The organism is Bacillus sp. LQ01 (assembly GCF_057624735.1).
Window position 1 is genome coordinate 977212 of the sequence record NZ_JBYEZL010000001.1, and the last position, 24439, is coordinate 1001650.

Annotated in this window: 22 protein-coding genes, 1 pseudogene and 2 other annotated features; of the genes and pseudogenes, 20 read left to right on the forward strand and 3 right to left on the reverse strand. The window is 36.2% G+C overall.

Features of this window, described 5'->3' with window-relative positions; genetic code table 11:
* Positions 1–7: 7 nt before the first annotated feature.
* From AC22L0_RS05265 to AC22L0_RS05275, 3 genes are all read left to right on the forward strand, one after another.
* Positions 8–547, forward strand: a complete 540-nt coding sequence (locus AC22L0_RS05265) for a PadR family transcriptional regulator (protein ID WP_070757096.1) — start codon at positions 8–10, stop codon at positions 545–547.
* Between the two features lie 36 nt (positions 548–583).
* Positions 584–2332, forward strand: coding sequence for an MDR family MFS transporter (locus AC22L0_RS05270; RefSeq protein WP_069604831.1), 1749 nt, complete (start codon positions 584–586; stop codon positions 2330–2332).
* A 208-nt stretch (positions 2333–2540) separates the two neighbouring features.
* Positions 2541–3815, forward strand: a complete 1275-nt coding sequence (locus AC22L0_RS05275; protein WP_000884510.1) for an MFS transporter — start codon at positions 2541–2543, stop codon at positions 3813–3815.
* 46 nt (positions 3816–3861) lie between these two features.
* Here AC22L0_RS05275 and AC22L0_RS05280 read toward each other — a convergent pair whose 3' ends face one another.
* Positions 3862–4845, reverse strand: coding sequence for a ketoacyl-ACP synthase III (locus AC22L0_RS05280; protein ID WP_087968078.1), 984 nt, complete (start codon positions 4843–4845; stop codon positions 3862–3864).
* A 691-nt stretch (positions 4846–5536) separates the two neighbouring features.
* On the opposite strand from AC22L0_RS05280, the gene hflX reads away from it, so the two are divergent.
* From hflX to AC22L0_RS05340, 12 genes and pseudogenes are all read left to right on the forward strand, one after another.
* Positions 5537–6796, forward strand: a complete 1260-nt coding sequence (hflX, locus tag AC22L0_RS05285) for a GTPase HflX (protein WP_087968076.1) — start codon at positions 5537–5539, stop codon at positions 6794–6796.
* A 211-nt stretch (positions 6797–7007) separates the two neighbouring features.
* Positions 7008–8219 (forward strand): MFS transporter, encoded by a 1212-nt coding sequence (locus tag AC22L0_RS05290; RefSeq protein ID WP_001149411.1) that lies wholly within the window; start codon positions 7008–7010, stop codon positions 8217–8219.
* A gap of 10 nt (positions 8220–8229) precedes the next feature.
* Complete coding sequence (gene cysK / locus AC22L0_RS05295; RefSeq protein WP_000762273.1) at positions 8230–9147, forward strand: cysteine synthase A; 918 nt, start codon at positions 8230–8232, stop codon at positions 9145–9147.
* 78 nt (positions 9148–9225) lie between these two features.
* On the forward strand, positions 9226–9738 hold the full coding sequence (locus AC22L0_RS05300; RefSeq protein ID WP_000771279.1) for a GNAT family N-acetyltransferase: 513 nt from the start codon (positions 9226–9228) through the stop codon (positions 9736–9738).
* Positions 9739–9830: 92 nt separating this feature from the next.
* Positions 9831–10658 (forward strand): DUF4037 domain-containing protein, encoded by an 828-nt coding sequence (locus tag AC22L0_RS05305; protein ID WP_087968073.1) that lies wholly within the window; start codon positions 9831–9833, stop codon positions 10656–10658.
* A gap of 23 nt (positions 10659–10681) precedes the next feature.
* The gene (locus AC22L0_RS05310) at positions 10682–11257 is read left to right on the forward strand and encodes a hypothetical protein (RefSeq protein ID WP_087968071.1); all 576 of its coding nucleotides are present in this window, start codon (positions 10682–10684) and stop codon (positions 11255–11257) included.
* Positions 11258–11496: 239 nt separating this feature from the next.
* Positions 11497–11719 (forward strand) — a binding site (T-box leader).
* A gap of 299 nt (positions 11720–12018) precedes the next feature.
* On the forward strand, positions 12019–13356 hold the full coding sequence (locus AC22L0_RS05315) for a sodium-dependent transporter (protein ID WP_001088187.1): 1338 nt from the start codon (positions 12019–12021) through the stop codon (positions 13354–13356).
* Between the two features lie 369 nt (positions 13357–13725).
* Positions 13726–13989, forward strand: coding sequence for a CD3324 family protein (locus tag AC22L0_RS05320; protein WP_000878325.1), 264 nt, complete (start codon positions 13726–13728; stop codon positions 13987–13989).
* A gap of 160 nt (positions 13990–14149) precedes the next feature.
* A complete protein-coding gene (locus AC22L0_RS05325; protein ID WP_001015536.1) occupies positions 14150–14836 on the forward strand; it encodes a DUF421 domain-containing protein in 687 nt (228 codons plus the stop codon).
* Between the two features lie 110 nt (positions 14837–14946).
* Complete coding sequence (locus AC22L0_RS05330; RefSeq protein WP_000387073.1) at positions 14947–15588, forward strand: FusB/FusC family EF-G-binding protein; 642 nt, start codon at positions 14947–14949, stop codon at positions 15586–15588.
* 142 nt (positions 15589–15730) lie between these two features.
* Positions 15731–15889, forward strand: a pseudogene (locus AC22L0_RS05335) (RCC1-like domain-containing protein); the annotation flags it as partial.
* Positions 15890–16129: 240 nt separating this feature from the next.
* Positions 16130–16330 carry a hypothetical protein gene (locus AC22L0_RS05340; RefSeq protein WP_000913386.1) on the forward strand — a complete coding sequence of 67 codons (201 nt, stop codon included), beginning with the start codon at positions 16130–16132 and terminating at the stop codon, positions 16328–16330.
* A 163-nt stretch (positions 16331–16493) separates the two neighbouring features.
* Here the strand turns inward: AC22L0_RS05340 and msrA are convergent, their stop codons facing one another.
* Positions 16494–17030, reverse strand: coding sequence for a peptide-methionine (S)-S-oxide reductase MsrA (gene msrA / locus AC22L0_RS05345; RefSeq protein ID WP_001291887.1), 537 nt, complete (start codon positions 17028–17030; stop codon positions 16494–16496).
* A gap of 90 nt (positions 17031–17120) precedes the next feature.
* Complete coding sequence (locus AC22L0_RS05350) at positions 17121–17879, reverse strand: SDR family oxidoreductase (protein ID WP_087968068.1); 759 nt, start codon at positions 17877–17879, stop codon at positions 17121–17123.
* Between the two features lie 545 nt (positions 17880–18424).
* Positions 18425–18664 (forward strand) — a binding site (T-box leader).
* 149 nt (positions 18665–18813) lie between these two features.
* Between AC22L0_RS05350 and ilvE the strand changes: the two genes are divergently transcribed.
* The 5 genes from ilvE to ilvD are packed head-to-tail and all read left to right on the forward strand — an operon-like array spanning position 18814 to position 24420.
* Positions 18814–19713 (forward strand): branched-chain-amino-acid transaminase, encoded by a 900-nt coding sequence (ilvE, locus tag AC22L0_RS05355; RefSeq protein ID WP_000528156.1) that lies wholly within the window; start codon positions 18814–18816, stop codon positions 19711–19713.
* A gap of 22 nt (positions 19714–19735) precedes the next feature.
* Complete coding sequence (ilvB, locus tag AC22L0_RS05360) at positions 19736–21451, forward strand: acetolactate synthase large subunit (protein ID WP_000813474.1); 1716 nt, start codon at positions 19736–19738, stop codon at positions 21449–21451.
* The gene (locus AC22L0_RS05365) at positions 21448–21678 is read left to right on the forward strand and encodes an ACT domain-containing protein (RefSeq protein WP_000019916.1); all 231 of its coding nucleotides are present in this window, start codon (positions 21448–21450) and stop codon (positions 21676–21678) included. The genes ilvB and AC22L0_RS05365 overlap by 4 nt, the downstream gene beginning before the upstream one ends.
* Before the next feature lie 14 nt (positions 21679–21692).
* The gene (gene ilvC / locus AC22L0_RS05370; RefSeq protein ID WP_000861136.1) at positions 21693–22700 is read left to right on the forward strand and encodes a ketol-acid reductoisomerase; all 1008 of its coding nucleotides are present in this window, start codon (positions 21693–21695) and stop codon (positions 22698–22700) included.
* Between the two features lie 46 nt (positions 22701–22746).
* Positions 22747–24420 (forward strand): dihydroxy-acid dehydratase, encoded by a 1674-nt coding sequence (ilvD, locus tag AC22L0_RS05375; RefSeq protein ID WP_001255818.1) that lies wholly within the window; start codon positions 22747–22749, stop codon positions 24418–24420.
* Positions 24421–24439 lie beyond the last annotated feature (19 nt).

A 24439-nucleotide genomic window follows, 5' to 3' on the forward strand; every position in this document is an offset into this window, starting at 1 on the left:
TTTTACTTTGAAGGGAAGAGATGTTGTTTTAGGTTTATTAATGGAAAAGGAATTGTCTGGTTACGATATTAAAATTGTGTTTGAAGACGTATTTACTCATTTTTTTGATGGAAGTTTTGGAATGATTTATCCAACGTTACGACAATTGGAGAATGAAGGGAAAATAAAAAAAGAGGTTGTCATGCAAGAGGGGAAGCCAAATAAGAAAATGTACTTTATTACGGATGAAGGACGTGAAGAGTTTTATCAATACATGCAGACGCCTATAGAGAAGGATGTTTTACGTTCGGATTTTTTAATGAGAATGTATTTTGGCAACTATAGTGATGATGTAACAATAAAAAAATGGATTAAAGATGAAATTGAAAGAAAAGAAGCGTACATTGCAGATCTTCGATTGAAATATGAAAAGTGGAGAGTAGGTATTACTTTCGTCGAAGAAATTTCACTAGATGTAGGTATTGCATCGTATAGTGCACAAGTGGAGACTTTGAAGAAAAAATTAGAAGAGTTAGAGGCGAAAGAAAACAATAAAACAGAAGAATGAAAAACGCATTCACAATAAATAAAGGGGTATATAAAGATGGAGCAATCAAAGGGTATTAAGATTGTCTTTTTAATGTGTCTAGGTATCTTTCTTTGTATGATTGATACGACAATTATGAATATAGCTTTACCGGCAATACAATCGAGTGTAAATACTTCATTAGAAAAGATGTCTTGGGTATTAAATGTTTATACAATGACGATTGCAGTACTTGCCATTCCGTTAGGGCGGATAGCTGATATCTTTGGAAAAGCAAAGATGTATATTCTTGGTCTGGTGATTTTTGGGGGTGGATCGGTACTTTGCGCTTTTGCTAATACAGGTGATTTTCTTATTTTTTCTCGTTTTATACAAAGTATTGGGGCAGCAATTTTATTTCCAACAAGTATGGTAATTGGTGTATCAGCTATGCCGTTAGCTAAAAGGCATGTTGCACTTGCAATTTTAGGAGTAACACAAGGATTGTCAGCTGCTATGGGGCCAGTAATAGGTGGAATTATTACGCAAAATTTAGGATGGAGATGGGTGTTCTTCGTTAATGTTCCGGTTTGTATAATAGGAATTGTGTTATGTTGCATCATGCTACAAATAAAAAATGAAGAACGTATTATCTCAAAAATAGATTGGATAGGACTACTATTAAGTAGCACAGCAATTTTTTCATTTACTCTCATATTAGTAAAAGGTAATACATGGGGATGGCAAAGTAATATTGCTTTGTCTTGTTATGCAATTAGCACTATTTCTCTTATTCTATTTATTTTAGTAGAACGAAAGATTCATAACCCAATGGTGAATTTAAAGTTATTTCAAGATCGAATGTTTGTCGGAGCGTCGATCGTTGTTATATTGAGTAATTTATTTTTAATTGGAGTTACTGTATTGCTTCCAACGTTCTTGACGAAACTACAAGGTCGAACGGAAATTGAAGCGGCTTTTTTAGTGACACCTATTTCAGCGATGATATTTTTTGTCTCACCAGTTGCAGCAACTTTAATTAAAAAACTCGGAAAAGTAACTATTATTTTGTCAGGATTTCTTGTTATGGGGCTTTCCTACTATTGGTTGCAAATGATTGATGTTCATTCAACAAATATAGAAATTATTATTCCATGTATGATATTAGGTGTCGGATATGGCTTAGTAGTGGGGCCAATTACAGTTTTAAGTGCGTCTTCGTTTGAAGGAGAATTATTAACTGCTTCTCAAAGTGTTGTATCAATGTTACGACAAGTTGGAATTGTATTGGCGGTCGCAATATTTGTCTCTAACTTAACTCACAATTTAACTGTAAATAAAGAAAAAGTATATCGTTATGCAGAAGAAAAGGTGCGGAATATTCATGTGAATAGTACTGAGCAAACTGAAATTTTACAAATGACTAAAGAAAAAATAGAGAATCAAAGTTTAGAGTCGAATATAAATAAGAAACAAAATGCAATGACAATGGGATTAAGTAAAGAGAAAAAGGAAGAATTGATTCGCGACAAGACGGATGAAATATTAAGAAAAGTTCCAGTAGAATATAGAGATGTAAAAAGAGAAGAAGTTATGAGGCAAGTGACAAAAGAAGTTGAAAAACAAGAGGAAAGTATAAAGAAAGAGGTACTCACATTTTCGAATGATGTGAATCATTATGCCAAGAATCAGATGGCTATGAGTTTTACAGATTTATATAAAGCAAGTGTGCCAATTATTTTAATTTGTGCTTTCGTAAGTTTGTTGTTTTGGGAAGGAAAAGCTTTAAGTAAAAAGAGAAGGGGAAGATTAGTAGAAGATGCGTAAAGAAAAACAGGCTGCTATTAGCCTGTTTTTTCATTGTTTTCTCCTTGCATATTGTGAATAGTAGTATTTTTAATATAGCATGGGATAAGTCGAGTATGATTAGAAAGTTTTTTAGAATGAAAGGTATGAATGGAAAATGCCATTGAATATGTAACATTATACATAGTACATTAACAAGAGGGATTAATTTTAAAAGGAGGATGGGGAATTGCTAGATAAGGCAGGGGCTTTAATAGATAATCATGTGTACACAGAAGAAGAGCAACAAAAACTATACAAACGAACGTTAATAATCGTCAGCATTTCACAAATGTTTGGCGGTGCAGGACTAGCTGCTGGTATTACAGTGGGAGCACTTCTTGCGCAGCAAATGCTTGGAACAGATGCATTTGCAGGATTACCAACTGCTATGTTTACATTGGGATCGGCATTAGCAGCTTTCATAGTAGGGAAGCTTTCGCAACGATATGGACGCCGGATAGGTCTTGCAACAGGGTTTATAGTAGGTGGATTTGGAGCAATTGGTGTTGTAATGGCAGCTTTAACGAATAGCATTATTCTTTTACTTATTTCTTTACTCATATATGGTGCCGGTACAGCCACGAATCTACAAGCTCGTTATGCAGGTACAGATTTAGCAGATAAGAAGCAGAGAGCAACGGCTGTTAGTATTACGATGGTAATGACGACTTTCGGTGCAGTTGCAGGACCAAATTTAGTAGGAGTAATGGGTAGTTTTGCGCATTCAATTGGAGTTCCTAAACTTGCAGGTCCGTTCATACTATCGGCAGCAGCATTTATACTGGCGGGTCTAGTTCTTTTTGTTATGCTTCGTCCAGATCCGTTAATTATTGCTAACATAATAGAAAGATATAAACAGGAACATACATATAAAGGACAACCAATAACAGACGAAGCGAAAGAAAATAAACGAGGTATTACAGTTGGAGCAATCGTAATGATACTTACGCAAATCGTGATGGTTGCGATTATGACGATGACGCCAGTTCATATGGGACACCACGGTCACGGTTTAAGTGCAGTAGGACTTGTGATAGGTTTTCATGTAGGTGCAATGTATCTTCCATCTCTCGTTACAGGAATGTTAATTGATAAAATTGGCCGAACTACAATGAGCATAGCTGGTGGAGTGATTTTACTTGCAGCGGGTGTCATAGCTGCGATAGCGCCAAGTGATTCTTTATTACTATTAATCGTTGCTCTGTCTTTACTTGGGCTAGGATGGAACCTCGGATTGATTAGTGGTACAGCACAAATCGTTGATTCCACAACACCGTCTACACGTGCTAAAACACAAGGGAAAATAGATGTTTTTATTGCGCTAGCTGGAGCTTCTGGTGGCGCGATGTCAGGTATGGTAGTAGCGAATTCAAGTTATGCGGCATTGTCATTGGCTGGAGGCGTGTTAGCGTTATTACTTATTCCTGTTGTGATATGGTCTCGAAAAGGGGCAAGAAATTAAATGAAAAAGAGGTTCTAGTTACTGACTAGAGCCTCTTTTTATACACTTAAATTAAATTCCACTCTACAATAAGCCCTAAATGTGTAAGACCACCACCGAATCCGTATAGTAAAAGTGTGTCTCCATTATTTAACTTTCCTTCTTTTATAGCTAAATCTAGAGCGAGTGGAATGGTGACTGAAGAGGTATTCCCCATATATTCCACGCTCGTTAATGTTTTTTGTATTGGAATTTGAGATTTTTCGCAAATAGATTCAATCATTCGTAAGTTAGCGCTGTGGGGTATGAACCAGTCTATATCATCCCCTTGCATATTTGCGTTATGTAATAAATTTTTTATGCCTTTTGGCACTGTTCGTGTTGCCCATTTATATACTTCTCTTCCATTTTGAACGATTTTTTCATTTGTTTGCAGTGGTGTGCCATTCATAGTAGTAGATAAGTTTGTTCTATATAGATGAATGTCGCCATCACCGTTTGTTCCCATGTGAGCAGCGATAAAGCTTGGGGTGTCTTCATCTCTTTCTAATAAAATAGCTCCAGCACCATCACCGAATAAAATACAGGTCGTTCTATCGGTATAATCAGTAACTTTAGATAATGTCTCTGTCGCTACGACAAGTATTTTTTCATGTGATCCAGAAGTGATTAAGCTATTACCGACGTGTAGTCCATATGTAAAACCAGCACAAGTTGCATTTAAATCAAAAGCTAGTGTATGAGGTATGTTGAAGTATTGTTGTATTTGGCAAGCAACACTAGGGAAAACGTAATCAGCAGTAGTAGTAGCGACAATGATACAGTCGACATCTTCTAAGTTTTTCTTATATGTTGTACATAAATTTTTAATTGCTTTAATGGCTAAGTTTGAGGAATATTCTTCTTCGCTAGCGATTCTTCTTTCCTTCATTCCTGTTCTTTGTACAATCCATTCATCATTCGTATGGGCCATCTTTTCTAAATCGTTATTAGACAATATTTGATCTGGAACATAAGTACCAATTGCAGTAATACGAGATTTAGAATGCATAGGAACATCTCCTAATTTTTATTTTTATAACCTGATACTAATATTAGGTTATAAAAATGTCAATATAGATTTTTGTTGTATTAAAACGATAATACTTAACTTACTATGAAGGAATTTGGCGAGTGCTGTAAAAATAATATACGAGAAGTTTCTAAAATTGATAATTGCTTTTGTTATTTTTATTGTGAGAAAAACTCGCAAAAAATGACGATTAAAGTAAAAAAATAACGATTTTCTTTAGTGTGATATAGGTTGTTAAACCTTGTGAAAGCGAATTACTTATGCTACACTTTATGTAACTTAAAATGAACGGAGGGGCTTCCTTTGATCTTAATCAGATTACGTCTCAATACTTTGTGCCAATAATTGAATAGCGCTCAAAGGCTCTGTCTGTGTACAGAGTGAACGGGATTGGTCTGCCTATTTTAAAGGAACCCTTTATTAAGCTTATATGTGAAAAAGAGGGAGGGACGAATACGCCCTCTTTTTGTTTTGCCTTTATAAATAGAATGGGATTGTATAGGTGAACGCTTATTGTGGATACGTATACGATCTTGGGACTTTTTGACTATAAAATAGGATGAAAGCATAGCTTTCTTCTATTTCTTTGGTGAACCCTTATCCGTTTACGAAAACACAGGCAGCGACCTGTGTTTTTTATTTTACGTAATCGAAATGGAGGAATAAATATATGGAAGAAGTATTACAAAGAGCAGTTTTAGTTGGAGTAAATGTAGGTAATGAAGATGATTTTGCATATTCGATGGAAGAGTTAACAAATCTTGCGGAAGCTTGTGATGTAGAGGTAATTGGGCAAGTAACGCAAAATTTACAACGAGTAAATCCATCGCATTATATCGGAAAAGGAAAGATTGAAGAAGTAGCAGCGTATGTACAAGAAATAGATGCGAATATGGTCATCTTTAATGATGAATTATCTCCTTCACAAATTCGAAATTTAGAAGAGGATTTAGATTGTAAGGTAATTGATCGCACCATTTTAATTTTAGATATTTTTGCGCAACGTGCGAAAACGAAAGAAGCACAGCTACAAGTAGAAGTAGCACACCTTCAGTATATGATGCCTCGTTTAATCGGTCTTCGTGAATCGTTAGGGAGACAGAGTGGCGGCGTTGGTACGAAAAATAAAGGTGTCGGTGAGAAGAAGTTAGAGTTAGACCGTCGTAAAATTGAAGAACAAATTTCAGTTTTGAATAAAGATTTAGAAGCGCTCGTTGCCCAGCGTCAAACGCAGCGAAAGCAACGTAAGAAAAATGAAATACCTGTTGTAGCATTAGTAGGCTATACGAACGCAGGAAAATCAACGACGATGAATGCAATGCTTGAAATTTATAATGGTACAGAAGAAAAACAAGTATTTGAAAAAGATATGTTATTTGCGACGTTAGAAACATCTGTACGAAATATTGATTTGCCAGATAATAAATCATTTTTATTAACGGATACAGTTGGATTTGTAAGTAAATTACCACATCATCTTGTGAAGGCGTTCCGTTCAACGTTAGAAGAAGTAGCGGAAGCAGATTTACTTATTCACGTCGTAGATTACGCAAATCCAAATTATGAACAATTAATTGATATTACAAATGAAACGTTAAAGAAAATTGGAGTAGAAAATATTCCAACGATCTATGCTTATAACAAATCAGATATGGTGGATGTTGAAATTCCGAAAGTACAAGAAGACCGCGTGTATTTATCTGCGAAGAAACATGTTGGAATTAAAGAGCTTGTAGAAATGATTCGTTCCCATATTTATAAAGAATATACGAAATGTGAAATGTTAATTCCGTACGATCAAGGACAGGTAGTTTCGTATTTCAATAATCATGCGCACGTTTTATCAACGAGTTATGAAAATGAAGGTACGAAACTAGAAGTGGAATGTAAGACGAGCGATTACGAGAAGTATAAGCGTTTTGCAATTTAATGTAAGAGGCAACCCAGTTTGTGATTGGGTTGCCTTTTTCTATAATGTTTTACTGCTGAAAGTTACAAGGATGCAAGTCAATGATGGGAGTTAAGTTATATTTCTGGAAAAAGAAATGAAAGCAGTATAGAATAGAAATGTTTCAAAAGTCAGAATTTATTACACCTACTGTAATAAATATATATTTTGTACAGAAAGGAGCGATTCACATATGCAGGCAGTTTCACAAAAAAACACAGTAGAAACACCGACAATATATCGAATATTATTTGCGATTAGTTTCGGACATTTTTTAAATGATTCGATGCAAGCAGTTGTGCCGGCGTTGTTTCCTATTTTGGAAAAAACGATGAATTTATCCTATATGCAAGTAGGGTGGATTGCGTTTGCGTTAAATATGACGTCATCGATTATGCAACCGGTGTTTGGTATGTATTCAGATAAGAAACCGTCACCATTTTTATTACCACTCGGTATGTTTTCAAGTATGCTTGGAATGATTGGACTCGCGTTTGCACCAAACTTTATTATTGTTATTATTTCTGTTTTATTTATTGGCTTAGGTTCCGCAGTCTTTCATCCAGAAGGCGCTCGTGTTGCCTATATGGCGGCAGGTGCAAAACGAGGGTTAGCGCAAGCGATTTATCAAGTTGGGGGAAACACGGGGAATTCTTTAGCTCCTATTTTTACAGCGCTAATTTTCGTTCCACTCGGTCAAATTGGTTCATTAGGTTTTACAGCATTTGCAGCAGTAGGAATTGCATTATTAATTTTCGTATCGAATTGGTACAAAAATGAATTAGCAACCGGCGCTGTAAGAAGGAAGAAGAGAGCTGCGCTTGAGGCGGAAAATGCAATTGTAAGTACACACATTAAATTTGTTATTATACTTCTTGTTTTTCTTACTTTTGTGCGCTCTTGGTACGGTGCCGGTATCGGGAATTTCTATCAATTTTACTTAATTGAGCATTATGGTTTATCTATAAAAAATGCCCAGTATTTCGTATTCGCATTTATGATTGCTGGTGTGTTAGGCACTTTCTTCGGGGGACCGTTAGCAGATCGATTTGGTAAGAAAAACATCATCGTATTTTCAATGTTAGGTTCAGCGCCACTTGCGCTGTTATTACCACATGTCTCACTTGTGTGGGTCGTACCTTTATTTTTATGTATCGGTTTTATTAGTTCAAGTAGTTTTAGTGTAATTGTTGTATACGCGCAAGAGCTTGTTCCGGGAAAAGTAGGGATGGTATCAGGTCTAATTGTAGGTCTTGCGTTCGGCCTTGGTGCTCTAGGTGCTGTAGTACTAGGAAAGTTAGCTGATATATATAGCCTTCAGTTCATTATGATATTATGTAGTTGTTTACCGTTAATTGGACTTACTTCATGGTTATTACCAAGTGATAAGAAAACGATAGAATAGGGGATGCACTATGAAATTATGTGAAAACGTAACAGAATTAATAGGAGATACACCTGTCGTCCGATTATCTAAATTTATTCCGGAAGACGCAGCGGACGTGTATGTGAAACTAGAAATGTTTAATCCATCACGTAGTGTGAAAGACCGTGCTGCTTATAATTTACTTCACGTTGCAGAAGAAAATGGTCTCATTAAACCAGGGGATACAATTATTGAACCGACAAGCGGGAATACAGGAATTGGTTTAGCGATGAACGCAGCAGCTAAAGGGTATAAAGCGATTTTAATTATGCCAGACAATATGTCAAAAGAGCGTATTAATTTATTGAAAGCATACGGGGCAGAAGTAGTTTTAACACCAGCAGAACAAAGAATGCCAGGAGCAATTGCGAAGGCGTTAGAACTGCAAAAACAAATACCGAATAGTTTTATCCCGCAACAATTTGAAAATCCAGCTAATCCGAATATTCACCGTTATACGACTGCACTTGAAATTTACGAACAAATGGATGGAGAGCTTGATGCTTTTGTTGCAACGGCAGGAACAGGCGGAACGATTACAGGGACTGGTGAAACGTTAAAAGAGAAATTGCCAAACTTATATATTGCAGTAGTGGAACCGAAAGGATCTCCCGTTTTATCCGGTGGTGTACCAGGTCCTCATAAACTAGTAGGAACAAGCCCAGGATTTATTCCGAAAAACTTAAATACAGAAGTGTATAACGAAATTATTCAAATTGCAGACGAAGAGGCTTTAACGACAATGAGAAACTTAGCTAGACAAGAAGGATTATTAGTTGGGCCATCTTCTGGAGCATCTGTTTACGCTGCAATCATGATAGCGAAACGTCTAGGCGTTGGTAAAAAAGTTTTATGTATTGCGCCTGATACAGGTGAACGTTATTTGAGCATGGGGTTATTTGAATAAAAAGGATAGAAACACCTTAATAGTGAATAGCTGCTATTAAGGTGTTTGTTTTATGGAATGAAGAGGGGGAGAAGAACAATGAAACTATTAAAACCAATCCATGAATATAGTGAGCGTATTACGGCGTATAGACAAGCGTTTTTACACTCAGGGGAACAACCACATGGAAGTAGTTCTTTACAAAACTTTGATTCTCTTGATGAATGGTTTGAAAAAGTGAGTAAACAAGAACTAGGAGAAAATTTACTAGCTAATCGAGTGCCATCTAGTCAGTTTTTAAGTTTTGAAAAAGGGGAACTTATAGGTTTTGTGAATATTAGACATAGATTAAATCCAGAATTATTACGGGAAAGCGGTCATATTGGATATAGTGTCCATCCGAATAAACGTCGCCACGGTTACGCTACGAAACAACTACAACTTGCATTAGCTGAAGCGCAAAAATTAGGATTGCAGAAAGTATTAATAACTTGCGATAAATCCAATATCGGTTCTGCTAAAACGATTCAAAAGGTTGGAGGTGTGTTAGAAAATGAAGTAGTTTCTTCTCGTACTGGTGAAGTTATTCAGCGCTATTGGATAGAAATATGATTAAGTAGGAATTTGAAAAGGTAATGCAAGCTGTAATATCGAAATAGATAAATGAAATATAGGGGATTACTGCAATTTTAGGGGGAAATGAAATGGGATTAAAAGAGAGAGCGATAGAGATGTCAGAGATTTATAGGCAAAATCCGAAAGTAGAAGCTATTATTTTAGCGGGTTCAGTAGCTAGAAAGCTTGAAGATGAACATTCAGATATAGAATTACATATTTTATGGTCAACACCGCCGGAAGATGAGGATCGTAGGGCCCCTATTTATCATATTGATGGGAAAATATTATCGTATCATCCGTATGAGGAAGAAGAATGGTCGGAAACGTATTTAACGAAAGAGGGAATTAAATTAGAGATTAGTAACTTTTTAACAGAGACAGTAGAGAAAGTAATTTCGGATGTGGTGGATCAATATGATATAAATTATGAAAAACAATGTATTGTATCATCCATTCATGATGGTGTTAGTTTGTATGGAGAAGGGAAAGTGAATGAATTAAAAGAAAAAGTAGCGGCATATCCAGATGAACTAGCAAAACTGATGATTTCAGAAAATCTATGGTTAAGTAATCGTTGGCACAATCGAAAGGCGCTTTTAAAACGGAAAGATTGGCTTATGCTTTATGACGTTATTTGCGAAGTACAAAGGAACGTATTCGGTGTTTTATTTGGTTTGAATAAAATGTACGTACATCATCCAGCGTTTAAATGGATGCCTAATAATGTGGAACGAATGACTATTAAATCTGAAAAATTATATGAACGTATGGCAGACACATTAATAGGGAATCCAGAAAAAAGCGTACAGGAGTTAGAGTTGCTAATAGAAGAAGTGTTGCAACAAGTTCATATATACGCGCCAGGAGTAAATGTGGATGAGCAAGAAAAATCTATTTTTTATTTTGTGAAATAGAAAATAGTAATAAGGGGGAAGTTATGGGTTTTTTTAATAGGTTTTTAAAAAAAGTTGAAAAAGTAAATGAGCAAGAAGCTACTCTTCATGAATTAAGTGAAGAATTGTATGTTGAATCACCGGTAGAGGAAGCGACTAGTTACTGGGTATCAATGGCACAAAATATAATTGTTAATGCTGTAAAAGCGGCTGACAATGATGTGGAACGTGCCTTCGTGTTATTGAATTTGAAGAAAGGTGAGGCTTCATTTGATATTTTTTATCAAATAAATGGGCAATTGTATTTCTGGGATCAGCTAGAAAATGAGACGATAAGAAATAGAATTCAGAACGAGTTGTTACCGCAAGCTCCAGAAGTTTCAAATGCAGTAAATCAGCAATTTCGTGAAGCTGATCACCCTATAATCTCGTTCGCACAATTGCAGTTTGAATGGGAAACGAAAGCCTGGTTCTCACATATAATTTGGGAAGATAGCCTTGCTGCTCAATTGCCCAAAACTCAAATTCTAAATGAATGGTTTCGTGTAATTAAAGAAGAAACGAAAAATAGACCACTGGATAGTGATGCGAAATTTTCTTGGTATCCATCAAACTCTTAAAAAATGAATACAGAGAGACAGGCTATGTTTCTAGATGATTTGTATTATTGAATAAGTATCAATAATACGTAATTCTTTTTCTATTGCCTGTTATAATTCGTTATTAAGCTACTTGTTTTCTAAACTAAAACTTATATTTCGAATTTTTAAATAGATTGTAATACATAAAAATTCGAAATATAAGTTGACACTATTTTTAATGTGTGATAAAAATGATAGTAATCAATTCGGAAAATAATATTTGGGCAATGAAAGGGTATAGTAGTGAATATCTCCCTATTTCAGAGAGCTGATGGTTGGTGTGAATCAGTATATAGATTATTCATGAAGTTCGTCCTGGAGCATCTTTCATAAATCTCATATTTTGAGGAAATGAAAGACGGTAGTTTATACCGTTATCAAATAAAGTGGTGAAGATTTTTTCACAACTAGGGTGGTACCGCGATATTTATCGTCCCTACGTATTTACGTGGGGACGTTTTTTATTTAGGTCCTAACTTTGGTGTGGCTTCATAACTAGGGTGGTACCGCGATATTTTATCGTCCCTACGTTTTTGCGTAGGGGCGTTTTTATTTAGGTGGTTTCTTAGTGTTCTTCACAACTAGGGTGGTACCGCGATATTTTTGTCGTCCCTACGTATTTACGTAGGGACGTTTTTTTATTATTAGGGAGGAAGTGAACGTATTAGAAAAGAGTATTGATAGAACAATATAAATACCGAATTGTAACAAAGAAAAAGAGATAGAGAGGAGATTAACAAATGAATTCACAGCAATGGACATCGAAATTAGGTTTCGTATTAGCTGCAGCAGGTTCGGCAATTGGTCTTGGGGCGATTTGGAAATTCCCATATATGGCCGGCATTGGAGGAGGCGGAGCGTTCTTCCTAATTTTCATCGGTTTCACATTATTAATTGGTTTACCGCTATTATTAGCTGAATTTGTTATTGGAAGAAGTACACAAAAAGAGGCTGTTGATGCATATAGAGAGATTGCTCCTAAAACGTTATGGCCTTGGTTAGGTAAATTAGGAATTGTAACATGTTTCATATTACTTTCTTTCTACAGTGTTGTAGGAGGCTGGATTTTATTATATTTATGGAATGCGATTACAGGTAGACTATGGGAAGGAAATGGAGCATACGAAGCTACGTTTGGTGAAATCATTTCCAATCCATATTTAGCAGTTGGATCACAGCTATTATTCATCCTTATTACTATTTTTATCGTAAGTAAAGGTGTACAAAATGGTGTTGAAAAAGTAAATAAATATTTCATGCCAGCACTATTCGTTTTATTCTTTGTATTAATCGTTCGTGCACTTACGTTAGATGGTGCTGGAGAAGGAGTTCGTTTCTTCTTACAACCTGATTTCTCACATGTAACATCAGAAGTTATTTTATACGCAATGGGGCAATCGTTCTTCTCATTATCTGTTGGGGTAGCCGTTATGGTAACGTATAGCTCATACTTACCGAAAGAAGAAAGCTTACCACGTTCAGCATTTTCTATCGTAGCCTTAACTCTTGTTATTACATTACTTGCAGGACTTGCAATTTTCCCAGTTGTGTTCGCATTTGGAATGGAACCATCTCAAGGACCGGGACTATTATTTATCGTATTGCCAGCTATTTTCAGTAAAATGGCATTCGGAAAATTATTCTTCATCGTTTTCTTATTATTATTCTTCTTCGCTACGATTACATCAGCAATTTCGATGTTAGAAATTAGTGTCGCATCGTTAACATCAAAAGGTAAAGGGAAACGTGAAAAAATGGCCTTAATCGTAGGGTTATTAATCTTCGTTGTTGGGGTACCATCAGCATTATCATTCGGTATATTAAGTGATCTGAAGATTTTCGGGAAGACAGTCTTTGATTTAGCGGACTATGCAGTAAGTAACGTATTAATGCCACTTGGTGTATTATTAGTTTCTATCTTTGTTCCTTTAAAAATGAAGAAAGATGTATTAATGAAAGAGCTAGGTGTAAGTAAAAATAAAGGTTATAAACTATTCGTATTATGGTTATTCTTACTTCGTTATATCGCACCAATTGCGATTATTATCGTATTCTTAAATGTACTTGGCATTATATAAAAAGAAAGGTAGCGTATCATACAAAGATACGCTACCTTTTTATTTTGCTCTTTTTTGCAATTCATTTACTGTTACGAACTGATAGCCCTTCTTAGATAAAATTTCGTGCTTTAAGAAGGGTGTGGATGCAAGGAGAAGGAATTTATCATATAATAAAATGCAAAAGGTATATTAGGAGGTGTTTATATGGCGATTATAATTCAATTGCCAGACACTGCAACGTCTCATGCAAAGCCAAGTATGGAAATGGCGATACTTTGCGTGAGGTAGACAAGTAATATACAATCGCCTATATGAGCTCGTATCATTTTTTATATTTGGCTTTGCACCTTATTGAAATGAACCATAAAAAATAAGGGGCGAGCAGAAATGAAATACGTAAAAGCTAATGCTGTTTTACCGGAGAGTTTAATTACTGAAATTCAAAAGTATATACAAGGTGAAACAATTTACATTCCGAAACAAGAAACGAAACATTATAAATGGGGTACACGATCTGGCGGAAGAAAACAATTAGATGAAAGAAATAAAGCAATTAAAGAAGCGTTTAAAAGTGGGATTGCTATTCATCAACTTGCAGAAGAATATTTTCTTTCTGGGGAAACGATTAAAAAGATTGTGTATTCTAAATAAGAGGAAAAGAGTCTGATTCATATATTACTTTGAATCAGACTTTTTTTGTTTTATATGTATTGGATATATGAAGTGTGAACGGGCATGATAATAGAAAAAATGTGCCGTTTTTTTATTAAATGCTATACAGAACATTTGAAGAGTAGAAAGGTGAACATATATGAATCATATTGGACAAATAACGATAGAGCTTTTAATTGGTTTTTTTGTTCTATTAATTGCTACAAAAATATTAGGGAAAACACAAATATCTCAGCTAACGCCCTTTGATTTTATTTCTGCAATCGTCCTAGGTGAGCTCGTTGGAAATTCAATATATGATCCTAAAATTAAAGTATGGTCTATTTTATATTCAGTATTTGTTTGGGTAATTTTAATTTATACTATTGAAGTGATAACACAAAAAGTAAGAGGGACAAGAAGGTTTTTTGAAGGATATCCTTCAATTATTATTCGTAATGGAAAGATTGATCGTGAACAATTAAGCGTAAATCATTTGGATATAAACCAATTACAACAAATGCTTAGGCAACAAAAAGATATATTTTCAATCCGAGAAGTTGAATATATGATATTGGAACCTAACGGAAACATAAGCGTTTTGAAAAAAAGTAAATATGAATCTCCTACTGTAAATGATTTAAGTTTAAAACATAAGCCTGTATATTTACCAATTTCATTAATTAGTGATGGAAAAGTAGTTAAGGATAATTTGAGGGAAGCGGGATTTGATGAAGGGTGGCTTTATAAACAAATAAAGCAAAAAGGAATTACTAAATTTGAAGACGTATTATATGCGGAATGGAAAACAGATGATGGCTTCTTTTGTCAGGAAATGCGGCGGTAGAGAATAAGTGATATATGTAATGTTTGTTTCTAAGTTATCTTTTACATATCAAAAAACGTAATCATTGTATACAATAAAACTAGATCAACAATTTGTATGGAGTGATAAAGATGGAAGCGTTTATTAGAAGTGATCAATATAATTTTATAAAATCACAAGCTTATATTTTAGCAAACGGGCATGCAACGGCAAATGATAGAGGTGTAATTCAAGCGTTAAAATCGCTTGCGATTGAAAAGATAATACATGTATTTGAGAATTTAACGGATGAACAGAAAGAGTTAATTGATACGGTATTAACAGTTCAAAATAGAGAAGATGCAGAGTCATTTTTAATGAAAATAAATCCGTATGTAATTCCGTTTCAAGAAGTTACAGCACAAACATTAAAAAAGTTATTTCCTAAGGCGAAAAAGTTAAAACTTCCTGATATGGAAGAAATGGATATGAAAGAAATATCTTATTTAAGTTGGATTGATAAGGGATCAAGCAGGAAATTTATTATAGCGAAAAATGATAAAAATAAATTTGTTGGTCTGCAAGGAACGTTCCAAAGTTTAAATAAAAAAAGCATTTGTTCATTATGTCATGGGCATGAAGAAGTAGGAATGTTTTTAGTTGAAATTAAAGGCGATGTACCAGGAACTTTCGTTAAAAAGGGAAACTACATTTGCAAAGATGGTGTAGCTTGCAATCAGAATATGAAATCGCTAGATAAATTGAACGATTTTATTGACCGCTTGAAGAAATAACGAGAAAACCTCTAGTATTTAAACTGGAGGTTTTTATTTTTTGAAGAAGTAAAATAAGCTTTCTTTGTAAATGTAGATTTATAATGAAATTTGATAAAAATATCTATTATGATACAGTTGCTTATATGCAAGGAGGTAAAACATGGATTACCTTTTATCGAAAGAAAAAGTGAAGCGATGGCCCAAAGATATGATAGCGGCGGGGCGTTGTCATACTGTTGGCCTTAAATCGGATGGCACGGTAGTCGCGGTAGGTAATAATGAATTTGGCCAATGCGATGTAGGTAGCTGGCGCGACATTCGGTTGCCTGGCAAATAGTCAATTTACAATAAATGATTAGTAATATTATTCTATTTTAGGAGTAATTATGGAATAGGATATGTAGAAAATAATTAAACTTAAATCTACTGAATAAGAATCTCTTTTGAAAAGGGATTCTTATTATTTTTCATAAAATGAGGGTCTAAATGGAATTTTTGAACAAACTATATTTCAAAATTACAGTAGAAGATATAAATAAAGTATAGAGGAGATAAAGAAATGCTTAAAAAGTTTTTGCTTTCTTTACCGGATGTTTTACTTATATGTATCGTTCTCTACATAACGTACACAAATTCTTTTAGTTTTGGACAGATGTTAGTAATTTCAATTGCAATCGGAATTATTGGTGGTCTTGTTATAAGGATTGGTAAGGATGTATTTATGTATATAAGGTGGACAATGAAACAGAGGAAATCTTGAATACGTTGTATTGCTATTAGGAGGAGATGAAATGACTAAGAAAAAGAGTAGAGTGAAAAATGAAGTAGCGCTTTGGGCATTAACAGCGGTTGTTTTCATCATTGTATGGTACTTTTATCAAAAATAAAAACGCATCGTACTAAAAAAGCACGATGCGTTTTTATTATTTTTTTTGCCAATTTTCTTTAATAAAGTCTTCACGACCAGATTCCTTTTGCTCAGTAGCATATTTCTCTGGATTCTTTTTATAGAAATGTTGGTGGTATTCCTCTGCTGCGTAAAAAGGTGCAGCAGGACGAATTTCAGTCACGATTGGATCTTTAAACATACCGCTTTCTGTAAGAGCTTGTTTTGATTTTTCAGCAAGCCCTTTTTGTGTTTCGTTATGATAAAAAATAGCGGTACGATAAGATGGACCACGGTCAAAAAATTGTCCGCCATCATCAGTTGGATCGATTTGTGGCCAATATAAGTCTAGTAATTTCTGATAAGGAAAAATAGAAGGATCGAATGTAATTTGAACAACTTCTAAATGTCCAGATGTTCCAGCTTTTACTTGTTCATATGTTGGGTTTTCTACATGACCTCCTGCATAGCCAGAAAGTACTTTATGAATACCAGGAAGTTCATCAAATGGTTTTACCATGCACCAAAAGCAACCGCCTGCGAAGGTTGCGAGTTCGTATGTTTTTTCGGACATTGCTGTAATCCTCCTAAATGTATATGTTTTATATAGTATTATATAAATTGTTTTATTGCGCAATAAAAAAGATTTGAAAATATATGTTTTTTATAAACAAGATCCTCCGCTCACATCAATTAATTGTCCAGTTACCCAGCGGCTGTCTGGAGAAGCAAGGAATGCAGCAGTATCGGCAATGTCTTCTACTTCACCTAAGCGATTGAAAGCGGAAATAGTAGTAGCGTACTGCTTCATCATCGGGTCGCTCAAGAGTTCTGCATTCATATCTGTTTTAATAAATCCTGGAAGTATTGCATTCACCGTTATTCCTCGTGCTCCAAGCTGTTTTGCTAGCGTAAAAGTCATTGTATTAATAGCGCCTTTCGTCATACTATATGCAACAAAATCAGGTAAAGAAATGCGGGTGGCAGCGGATGAAATATTAATAATTCGGCTATTGTCACGTAAACGTGGCAGTGCTTGTTGAATGATAAAGAATGGTGCTTTTGCATTTACTGAAAACATTCTATCAAAAAATTGTTCAGTCGTTTCTTCAATAAAAGCGCCAGGACCAATGCCAGCATTGTTTATTAAAATATCAAATTGTGTTTCACCAGTGCGCTTTTGTAATTCAGTATCTAAAGCGTTATAAAGGTTTTCTACACCGTGTAAGGATTCTAAATTTGCGCCGATAGAAAAAGCTTGGCCACCATCTGATCGAATTTCCTGAACAGTTTCTTCAGCGTCATCTTTTCGATTACCGTAATGAACAGCAACCAATGCACCGTCATTTGCTAAACGTTTAGCGATCGCTCGTCCAATTCCTCGGCTTGCTCCTGTAACTAACGCTACTTTCCCTTTTAACATAGTTTCCTCATCTCCTCATAAACTTTATAAGTTTTTCTTTATGTAGTAATGCAAACATACTTAAGTAATATATGAGTGTATGTAAGTAATGCATTCCAATTTTGATTTGAGAAAAAATAAATAGAATGAATTTTGATTTTTTTGAGAAAACATGTTGACAACGAAAAGAACAACGTCCTATAATACGTGTAACAAATAAAAGTTAATTAAGAATTTTCTAACTTTATATGTTGTATATGCAAAGAAGAGGAAAGTAGATGATTATGATCGTTTCAGAGAGCTACTCCAAGGCTGTGAGGGTAGTAACAATCGAATCATTGAAGATCACCTCGGAGCATCGCTTGCGAAAGGGAAACTGAGTAGAGGGCGGCGGCATCGTCTCCGGTAAAAGGACGGAGGTCTGATTGGACCTACAAAGCTTATATTTCGTGAGAAGTATAAGGAAGCTGAGTGGTAACGCGAAACTCTCGCCTCAGCAATCAAAGCTACTAAATTGTAGTAGTTGATTGCTGAGGCGAGAGTTTTTATTTTTAAAAATAGAAGAAGAGAATGCGTAGAAGAGGAGAGTAAATGATAAAGATTGTTTCAGAGAGCTGCCCCGAGGCTGTGAGGGTGGTAACAATTCACTCATTGAAAATCACCTTGGAGCACTACTTTTGAAAACTAGTAAAAAGTAGCGGGGTTGTTCCCGATAGAAAAACAAAAGTCTAATTGGACTTGCAGAGCTTATATTTCGTGAGAAGTATAAGGAAGCTGAGTGGTACCACGATTCCCTCGTCTCAGCAATGGATTGCTACAAGTATGTAAGTAATCGATTGTTGAGACGAGTATATTTTTAAGGTTTATATACTGAATATTCTGTTAAAATTACTCATCTCAGCAATCGATGTAGAAATAGATTGCAAAAATAGAGAAAAAAGAGGAGCGATGTGAGATGGGAAACCAGTACATTTACATGAATGGGGAATTTGTAGAAAAAGAAAAGGCAGTTGTTTCAGTGTATGATCACGGTTTTTTATACGGAGACGGTGTATTTGAAGGGATTCGTAGTTACGGAGGAAATGTATTTTGTTTAAAAGAACATGTGAAACGATTGTATGAATCAGCGAAATCTATTTTACTAACAATTCCAATGACGGTAGAAGAAATGGAAGAAGCAGTTTTACATACACTCCAAAAAAATGAATACGCTGATGCTTATATTCGCTTAATTGTCTCAAGAGGAAAAGGTGACTTAGGACTCGATCCGAGAAGTTGTGTGAAGCCGAGCGTAATTATCATTGCAGAACAATTAAAGTTATTCCCACAAGAATTTTATGATAATGGGCTAAGCGTTGTATCTGTTGCATCAAGACGTAATACGCCAGACGCGTTAGATCCACGTATTAAGTCAATGAATTATTTAAATAACGTACTTGTAAAAATTGAGGCGGCACAAGCAGGAGTGTTAGAGGCTCTTATGTTAAATCAACAAGGATATGTTTGTGAAGGTTCTGGCGATAATGTATTCGTTGTGAAAGATGGAAAAGTATTAACCCCGCCATCCTATTTAGGGGCATTAGAAGGTATTACGAGAAATAGTGTTATCGAGCTATGTGAACGACTGAGTATTCCGTGTGAGGAAAGACCATTCACTCGCCATGACGTATATGTAGCGGATGAAGTATTTTTAACAGGAACAGCAGCGGAGTTAATTCCAGTTGTAAAAGTTGATTCGAGAGAAATTGGAGATGGGAAACCAGGAAGTGTAACGAAACAATTGACCGAAGAATTTAAAAAATTAACGAGAGAAAGAGGAGTACGTGTTCCCGGGCTGACGGAAAGCTTAGCATAAATAAGGAGAGGAGTTAATTGAAATGAAGCAGCAGTATACAGCGTATGAGAAGTTACAGTGTGAAGAAATGACAGGCGCTGGGCACGTGATTCAAGGTTTGAAGAAATTGGGTGTAACGACCGTTTTCGGCTATCCAGGCGGAGCGATTTTACCAGTATACGATGCGTTATACGAAAGTGGTTTGAAACATGTTTTAACTCGTCATGAACAAGCTGCCATTCATGCGGCTGAAGGATATGCGAGAGCTTCTGGGAAGGTCGGGGTAGTCTTTGCTACCTCTGGCCCAGGGGCGACAAATTTAGTTACGGGCTTAGCAGACGCTTATATGGATTCGATTCCTTTAGTTGTCATTACCGGCCAAGTTGCAACGCCTTTAATTGGTAAAGATGGATTTCAAGAAGCGGATGTTGTCGGAATTACAGTACCTGTTACGAAGCATAATTACCAAGTTCGTGATGTAAATCATGTATCACGAATTGTGCAAGAAGCTTTTTACATCGCCAAAAGCGGACGACCGGGACCAGTATTAATCGATATTCCAAAAGATGTTCAAAATGCAAAAGTCACCAGTTTCTTTAATGAAGAAGTTGATATTCCGGGGTACAAACCAGAACTTGTACCAGACAGCATGAAACTTAGAGAGGTGGCTAAAGCAATTTCAAAATCAAAGCGTCCACTTCTTTATATTGGAGGAGGTGTCATTCATTCAGGTGGATCCGATGAACTCTTCGAATTCGCAAGGGAGAACCGTATTCCAGTCGTTTCAACTTTAATGGGACTTGGTGCATATCCACCGGGAGATCCATTGTTTCTAGGGATGCTTGGTATGCATGGGACATACGCTGCTAATATGGCGGTAACAGAATGTGATTTACTACTTGCATTAGGTGTTCGCTTCGATGATCGTGTAACAGGGAAATTAGAACTTTTTTCTCCGCACTCGAAAAAAGTACATATTGATATTGATCCTTCTGAGTTTCATAAAAATGTAACTGTAGAGCATCCGATTGTTGGTGATGTGAAAAAAGCGTTACACATGTTGTTACATATGTCTATTTATACACAAACAGATGAATGGCTTCAGAAAGTAAAGGCATGGAAAGAAGAATATCCACTTTCTTATAAGCAAAAAGAATCTGAGTTAAAACCACAGCATGTGATCAACTTAGTAAGTGAATTAACGAATGGTGAAGCGATTGTCACAACAGAAGTAGGACAGCATCAAATGTGGGCTGCTCACTTCTATAAAGCAAGAAAACCTCGGACGTTCCTTACCTCTGGAGGATTAGGAACAATGGGGTTTGGGTTCCCAGCGGCAATTGGTGCTCAGCTTGCAAAAGAAGAAGAACTCGTCGTTTGTATTGCAGGTGATGCTTCTTTTCAAATGAACATTCAAGAACTACAAACAATTGCTGAAAATAACATCCCTGTAAAAGTATTTATTATAAATAACAGATTTTTAGGGATGGTAAGGCAATGGCAAGAAATGTTTTATGAAAATCGTTTATCAGAGTCAAAAATTGGCTCACCAGATTTTGTGAAAGTGGCAGAAGCTTATGGAGTGAAGGGATTAAGGGCGACAAATTCAACAGAGGCGAAACAAGTGGTGTTAGAAGCATTTGCTCACGAAGGTCCTGTCGTAGTTGATTTTTGTGTAGAAGAAGGTGAAAACGTATTTCCGATGGTTCCGCCAAACAAAGGGAATAACGAAATGATTATGAAGAGGTGGGAAGAATGAGTCATACTTTTTCACTCGTTATTCATAACGAGCCAAGTGTCTTATTACGTATAAGTGGAATTTTTGCTCGGCGTGGCTATTATATTTCTTCTTTACATTTAAACGAAAGAGATACGAGTGGCGTTTCTGAAATGAAACTCACAGCAGTTTGTACTGAAAATGAAGCGACATTACTTGTTAGTCAGTTGAAAAAATTAATTGATGTACTGCAAGTAAATAAATTATAAGGGGTGTATGGAGTATGAAAACGTATTATGAGAAAGATGCAAATGTAGAGTTATTACAAGGGAAAACAGTTGCGGTAATTGGTTATGGATCTCAAGGGCATGCGCAGGCACAAAATTTACGTGATTCAGGTGTGGAAGTTGTAGTTGGTGTTAGACCTGGTAAATCGTATGAAGTAGCAAAAGCAGATGGATTTGAAGTAATGTCTGTTTCAGAAGCGGTTCGAACCGCACAAGTTGTACAAATGTTATTGCCAGATGAACAGCAAGCACATGTATATAAATCAGAAGTAGAAGAGAATCTCCGTGAAGGACAAATGTTACTTTTCTCACATGGATTTAACATTCACTTCGGCCAAATTAATCCGCCAAGTTACGTAGATGTAGCAATGGTTGCGCCAAAAAGTCCAGGTCATCTCGTTCGCCGTGTATATCAAGAAGGAAATGGTGTTCCGGCATTAGTCGCAGTGCATCAAGATGCGACGGGAACAGCGCTACATGTAGCATTAGCGTATGCAAAAGGTGTAGGTTGTACACGTGCGGGTGTAATTGAAACGACATTCCAAGAAGAAACCGAAACGGATTTATTCGGTGAGCAAGCTGTACTTTGCGGCGGGGTAACTGCACTTGTGAAGGCCGGGTTCGAAACGTTAACGGAAGGTGGATATCGTCCTGAAATTGCATACTTTGAATGTTTGCATGAATTAAAGCTAATTGTTGACTTAATGTACGAAGGTGGATTAACGAATATGCGCCATTCTATTTCAGATACGGCAGAATTTGGAGATTATGTAACAGGATCGAGAATTGTTACAGATGAAACGAAGAAGGAAATGAAGCGTGTTCTGACAGAAATTCAGCAAGGTGAATTTGCGAAGAAATGGATTTTAGAAAATCAAGCAGGGCGTCCGACGTATAACGCAATGAAAAAAGCAGAACAAAATCATCAATTAGAAAAAGTGGGAGCAGAGCTTCGTGAAATGATGAGTTGGATTCATGCACCGAAAGAATTAGTAAAGAAATAGAGTAAGAGAGTATAAATGAAAAATATGTAAGAGGGGATTTGACAAGATGAGAAGTGACATGATTAAAAAAGGTTTTGATAAAGCGCCGCACCGTAGTTTATTAAAAGCAACTGGTTTGAAAGATGAAGATTTTGATAAACCTTTCATAGCGATTTGTAATTCTTTTATTGAAATTATTCCAGGGCATAAACACTTGAACGAGTTTGGGAAACTTGTAAAAGAGGCAGTTCGTGCGGCAGGTATGGTACCATTCGAATTCAATACAATTGGAGTTGACGATGGTATTGCGATGGGACATATCGGTATGCGTTATTCTCTTCCGAGTCGTGAAATAATTGCAGATTCAGTAGAAACGGTTGTAAATGCACACTGGTTTGACGGCATGATTTGTATCCCAAACTGTGACAAAATTACACCAGGTATGATGATGGCTGCACTACGTATTAATATTCCGACTGTGTTTGTTTCAGGCGGCCCAATGGCAGCAGGAAAAACATCTAAAGGAGAAGTTGTTGATCTGAGTTCCGTTTTTGAAGGAGTAGGAGCTTATCAATCTGGGAAAATTTCAGAAGAAGAATTAAAAGATATTGAAGATCATGGCTGTCCATCTTGTGGCTCTTGTTCGGGTATGTTTACCGCGAACTCTATGAATTGTTTATGTGAAGTGTTAGGTTTAGCTCTTCCTGGTAACGGGAGTATTTTAGCAATTGATCCAAGACGTGAAGAGTTAATTAAACAAGCAGCAGAGAAATTGAAAATTTTAATTGAAAGAGATATTAAACCAAGAGACATTGTAACGGAAGAAGCAATTGATGATGCGTTTGCGCTTGATATGGCGATGGGCGGTTCAACAAATACAGTGTTGCATACATTGGCGCTCGCGCAAGAGGCTGGATTAGATTACGATATGAACCGTATTGATGCCGTTTCAAGACGTGTACCACATTTATGTAAAGTAAGCCCTGCTTCCAATTGGCATATGGAAGATATTGATCGTGCGGGCGGGATTAGTGCAATTTTGAAAGAGATGAGCCGGAAAGAAGGAGTACTTCATCTTGATCGAATAACTGCTACTGGGCAAACATTAAGAGAAAATATTGCTGAGGCAGAGATTAAAGATAAGGAAGTTATTCACTCTCTTGAAAACCCTCATAGTGAGGAAGGAGGATTGCGTATATTAAAAGGCAACCTTGCGAAAGATGGAGCGGTTATTAAAAGCGGTGCAACAGAGGTAAAGCGTTTTGAAGGACCTTGCGTTATTTTTAATTCACAAGATGAGGCACTTGCTGGCATTATGCTTGGGAAAGTGAAAAAAGGAGATGTAGTTGTCATTCGTTATGAAGGACCAAGAGGTGGCCCTGGTATGCCAGAAATGTTAGCACCAACATCAGCAATTGCTGGAATGGGATTAGGTGCTGAGGTTGCATTATTAACGGATGGACGTTTCTCTGGAGCTTCACGTGGAATTTCAGTAGGACATATTTCACCAGAAGCAGCAGCTGGTGGAACGATCGCACTTCTTGAACAAGGGGATATTGTATGTATTGATGTTGAAGAACGCTTGCTAGAAGTAAGAGTGAGTAATGAAGAATTAGATAAGCGTAAAAAAGAATGGAAACGACCAGAACCGAAAGTGAAAACTGGCTGGCTTGGACGTTATGCACAAATGGTAACATCGGCGAATACAGGGGCTGTTCTGAAAATCCCACATTTTGATTGAGCCAATTTAAAAGAGATAA

Coding starts and splice junctions, on each gene's coding strand:
- AC22L0_RS05315 (WP_001088187.1), top strand. CDS start 12,019: ATGAATTCACAGCAATGGACATCGAAATTAGGTTTCGTATTAGCTGCA.
- AC22L0_RS05310 (WP_087968071.1), top strand. CDS start 10,682: ATGGGTTTTTTTAATAGGTTTTTAAAAAAAGTTGAAAAAGTAAATGAG.
- AC22L0_RS05320 (WP_000878325.1), top strand. CDS start 13,726: ATGAAATACGTAAAAGCTAATGCTGTTTTACCGGAGAGTTTAATTACT.
- AC22L0_RS05290 (WP_001149411.1), top strand. CDS start 7,008: ATGCAGGCAGTTTCACAAAAAAACACAGTAGAAACACCGACAATATAT.
- AC22L0_RS05340 (WP_000913386.1), top strand. CDS start 16,130: ATGCTTAAAAAGTTTTTGCTTTCTTTACCGGATGTTTTACTTATATGT.
- AC22L0_RS05350 (WP_087968068.1), bottom strand. CDS start 17,879: ATGTTAAAAGGGAAAGTAGCGTTAGTTACAGGAGCAAGCCGAGGAATT.
- hflX (WP_087968076.1), top strand. CDS start 5,537: ATGGAAGAAGTATTACAAAGAGCAGTTTTAGTTGGAGTAAATGTAGGT.
- AC22L0_RS05300 (WP_000771279.1), top strand. CDS start 9,226: ATGAAACTATTAAAACCAATCCATGAATATAGTGAGCGTATTACGGCG.
- ilvB (WP_000813474.1), top strand. CDS start 19,736: ATGAAGCAGCAGTATACAGCGTATGAGAAGTTACAGTGTGAAGAAATG.
- AC22L0_RS05270 (WP_069604831.1), top strand. CDS start 584: ATGGAGCAATCAAAGGGTATTAAGATTGTCTTTTTAATGTGTCTAGGT.
- ilvD (WP_001255818.1), top strand. CDS start 22,747: ATGAGAAGTGACATGATTAAAAAAGGTTTTGATAAAGCGCCGCACCGT.
- msrA (WP_001291887.1), bottom strand. CDS start 17,030: ATGTCCGAAAAAACATACGAACTCGCAACCTTCGCAGGCGGTTGCTTT.
- AC22L0_RS05280 (WP_087968078.1), bottom strand. CDS start 4,845: ATGCATTCTAAATCTCGTATTACTGCAATTGGTACTTATGTTCCAGAT.
- AC22L0_RS05305 (WP_087968073.1), top strand. CDS start 9,831: ATGGGATTAAAAGAGAGAGCGATAGAGATGTCAGAGATTTATAGGCAA.
- ilvC (WP_000861136.1), top strand. CDS start 21,693: ATGAAAACGTATTATGAGAAAGATGCAAATGTAGAGTTATTACAAGGG.
- AC22L0_RS05325 (WP_001015536.1), top strand. CDS start 14,150: ATGAATCATATTGGACAAATAACGATAGAGCTTTTAATTGGTTTTTTT.
- ilvE (WP_000528156.1), top strand. CDS start 18,814: ATGGGAAACCAGTACATTTACATGAATGGGGAATTTGTAGAAAAAGAA.
- cysK (WP_000762273.1), top strand. CDS start 8,230: ATGAAATTATGTGAAAACGTAACAGAATTAATAGGAGATACACCTGTC.
- AC22L0_RS05330 (WP_000387073.1), top strand. CDS start 14,947: ATGGAAGCGTTTATTAGAAGTGATCAATATAATTTTATAAAATCACAA.
- AC22L0_RS05365 (WP_000019916.1), top strand. CDS start 21,448: ATGAGTCATACTTTTTCACTCGTTATTCATAACGAGCCAAGTGTCTTA.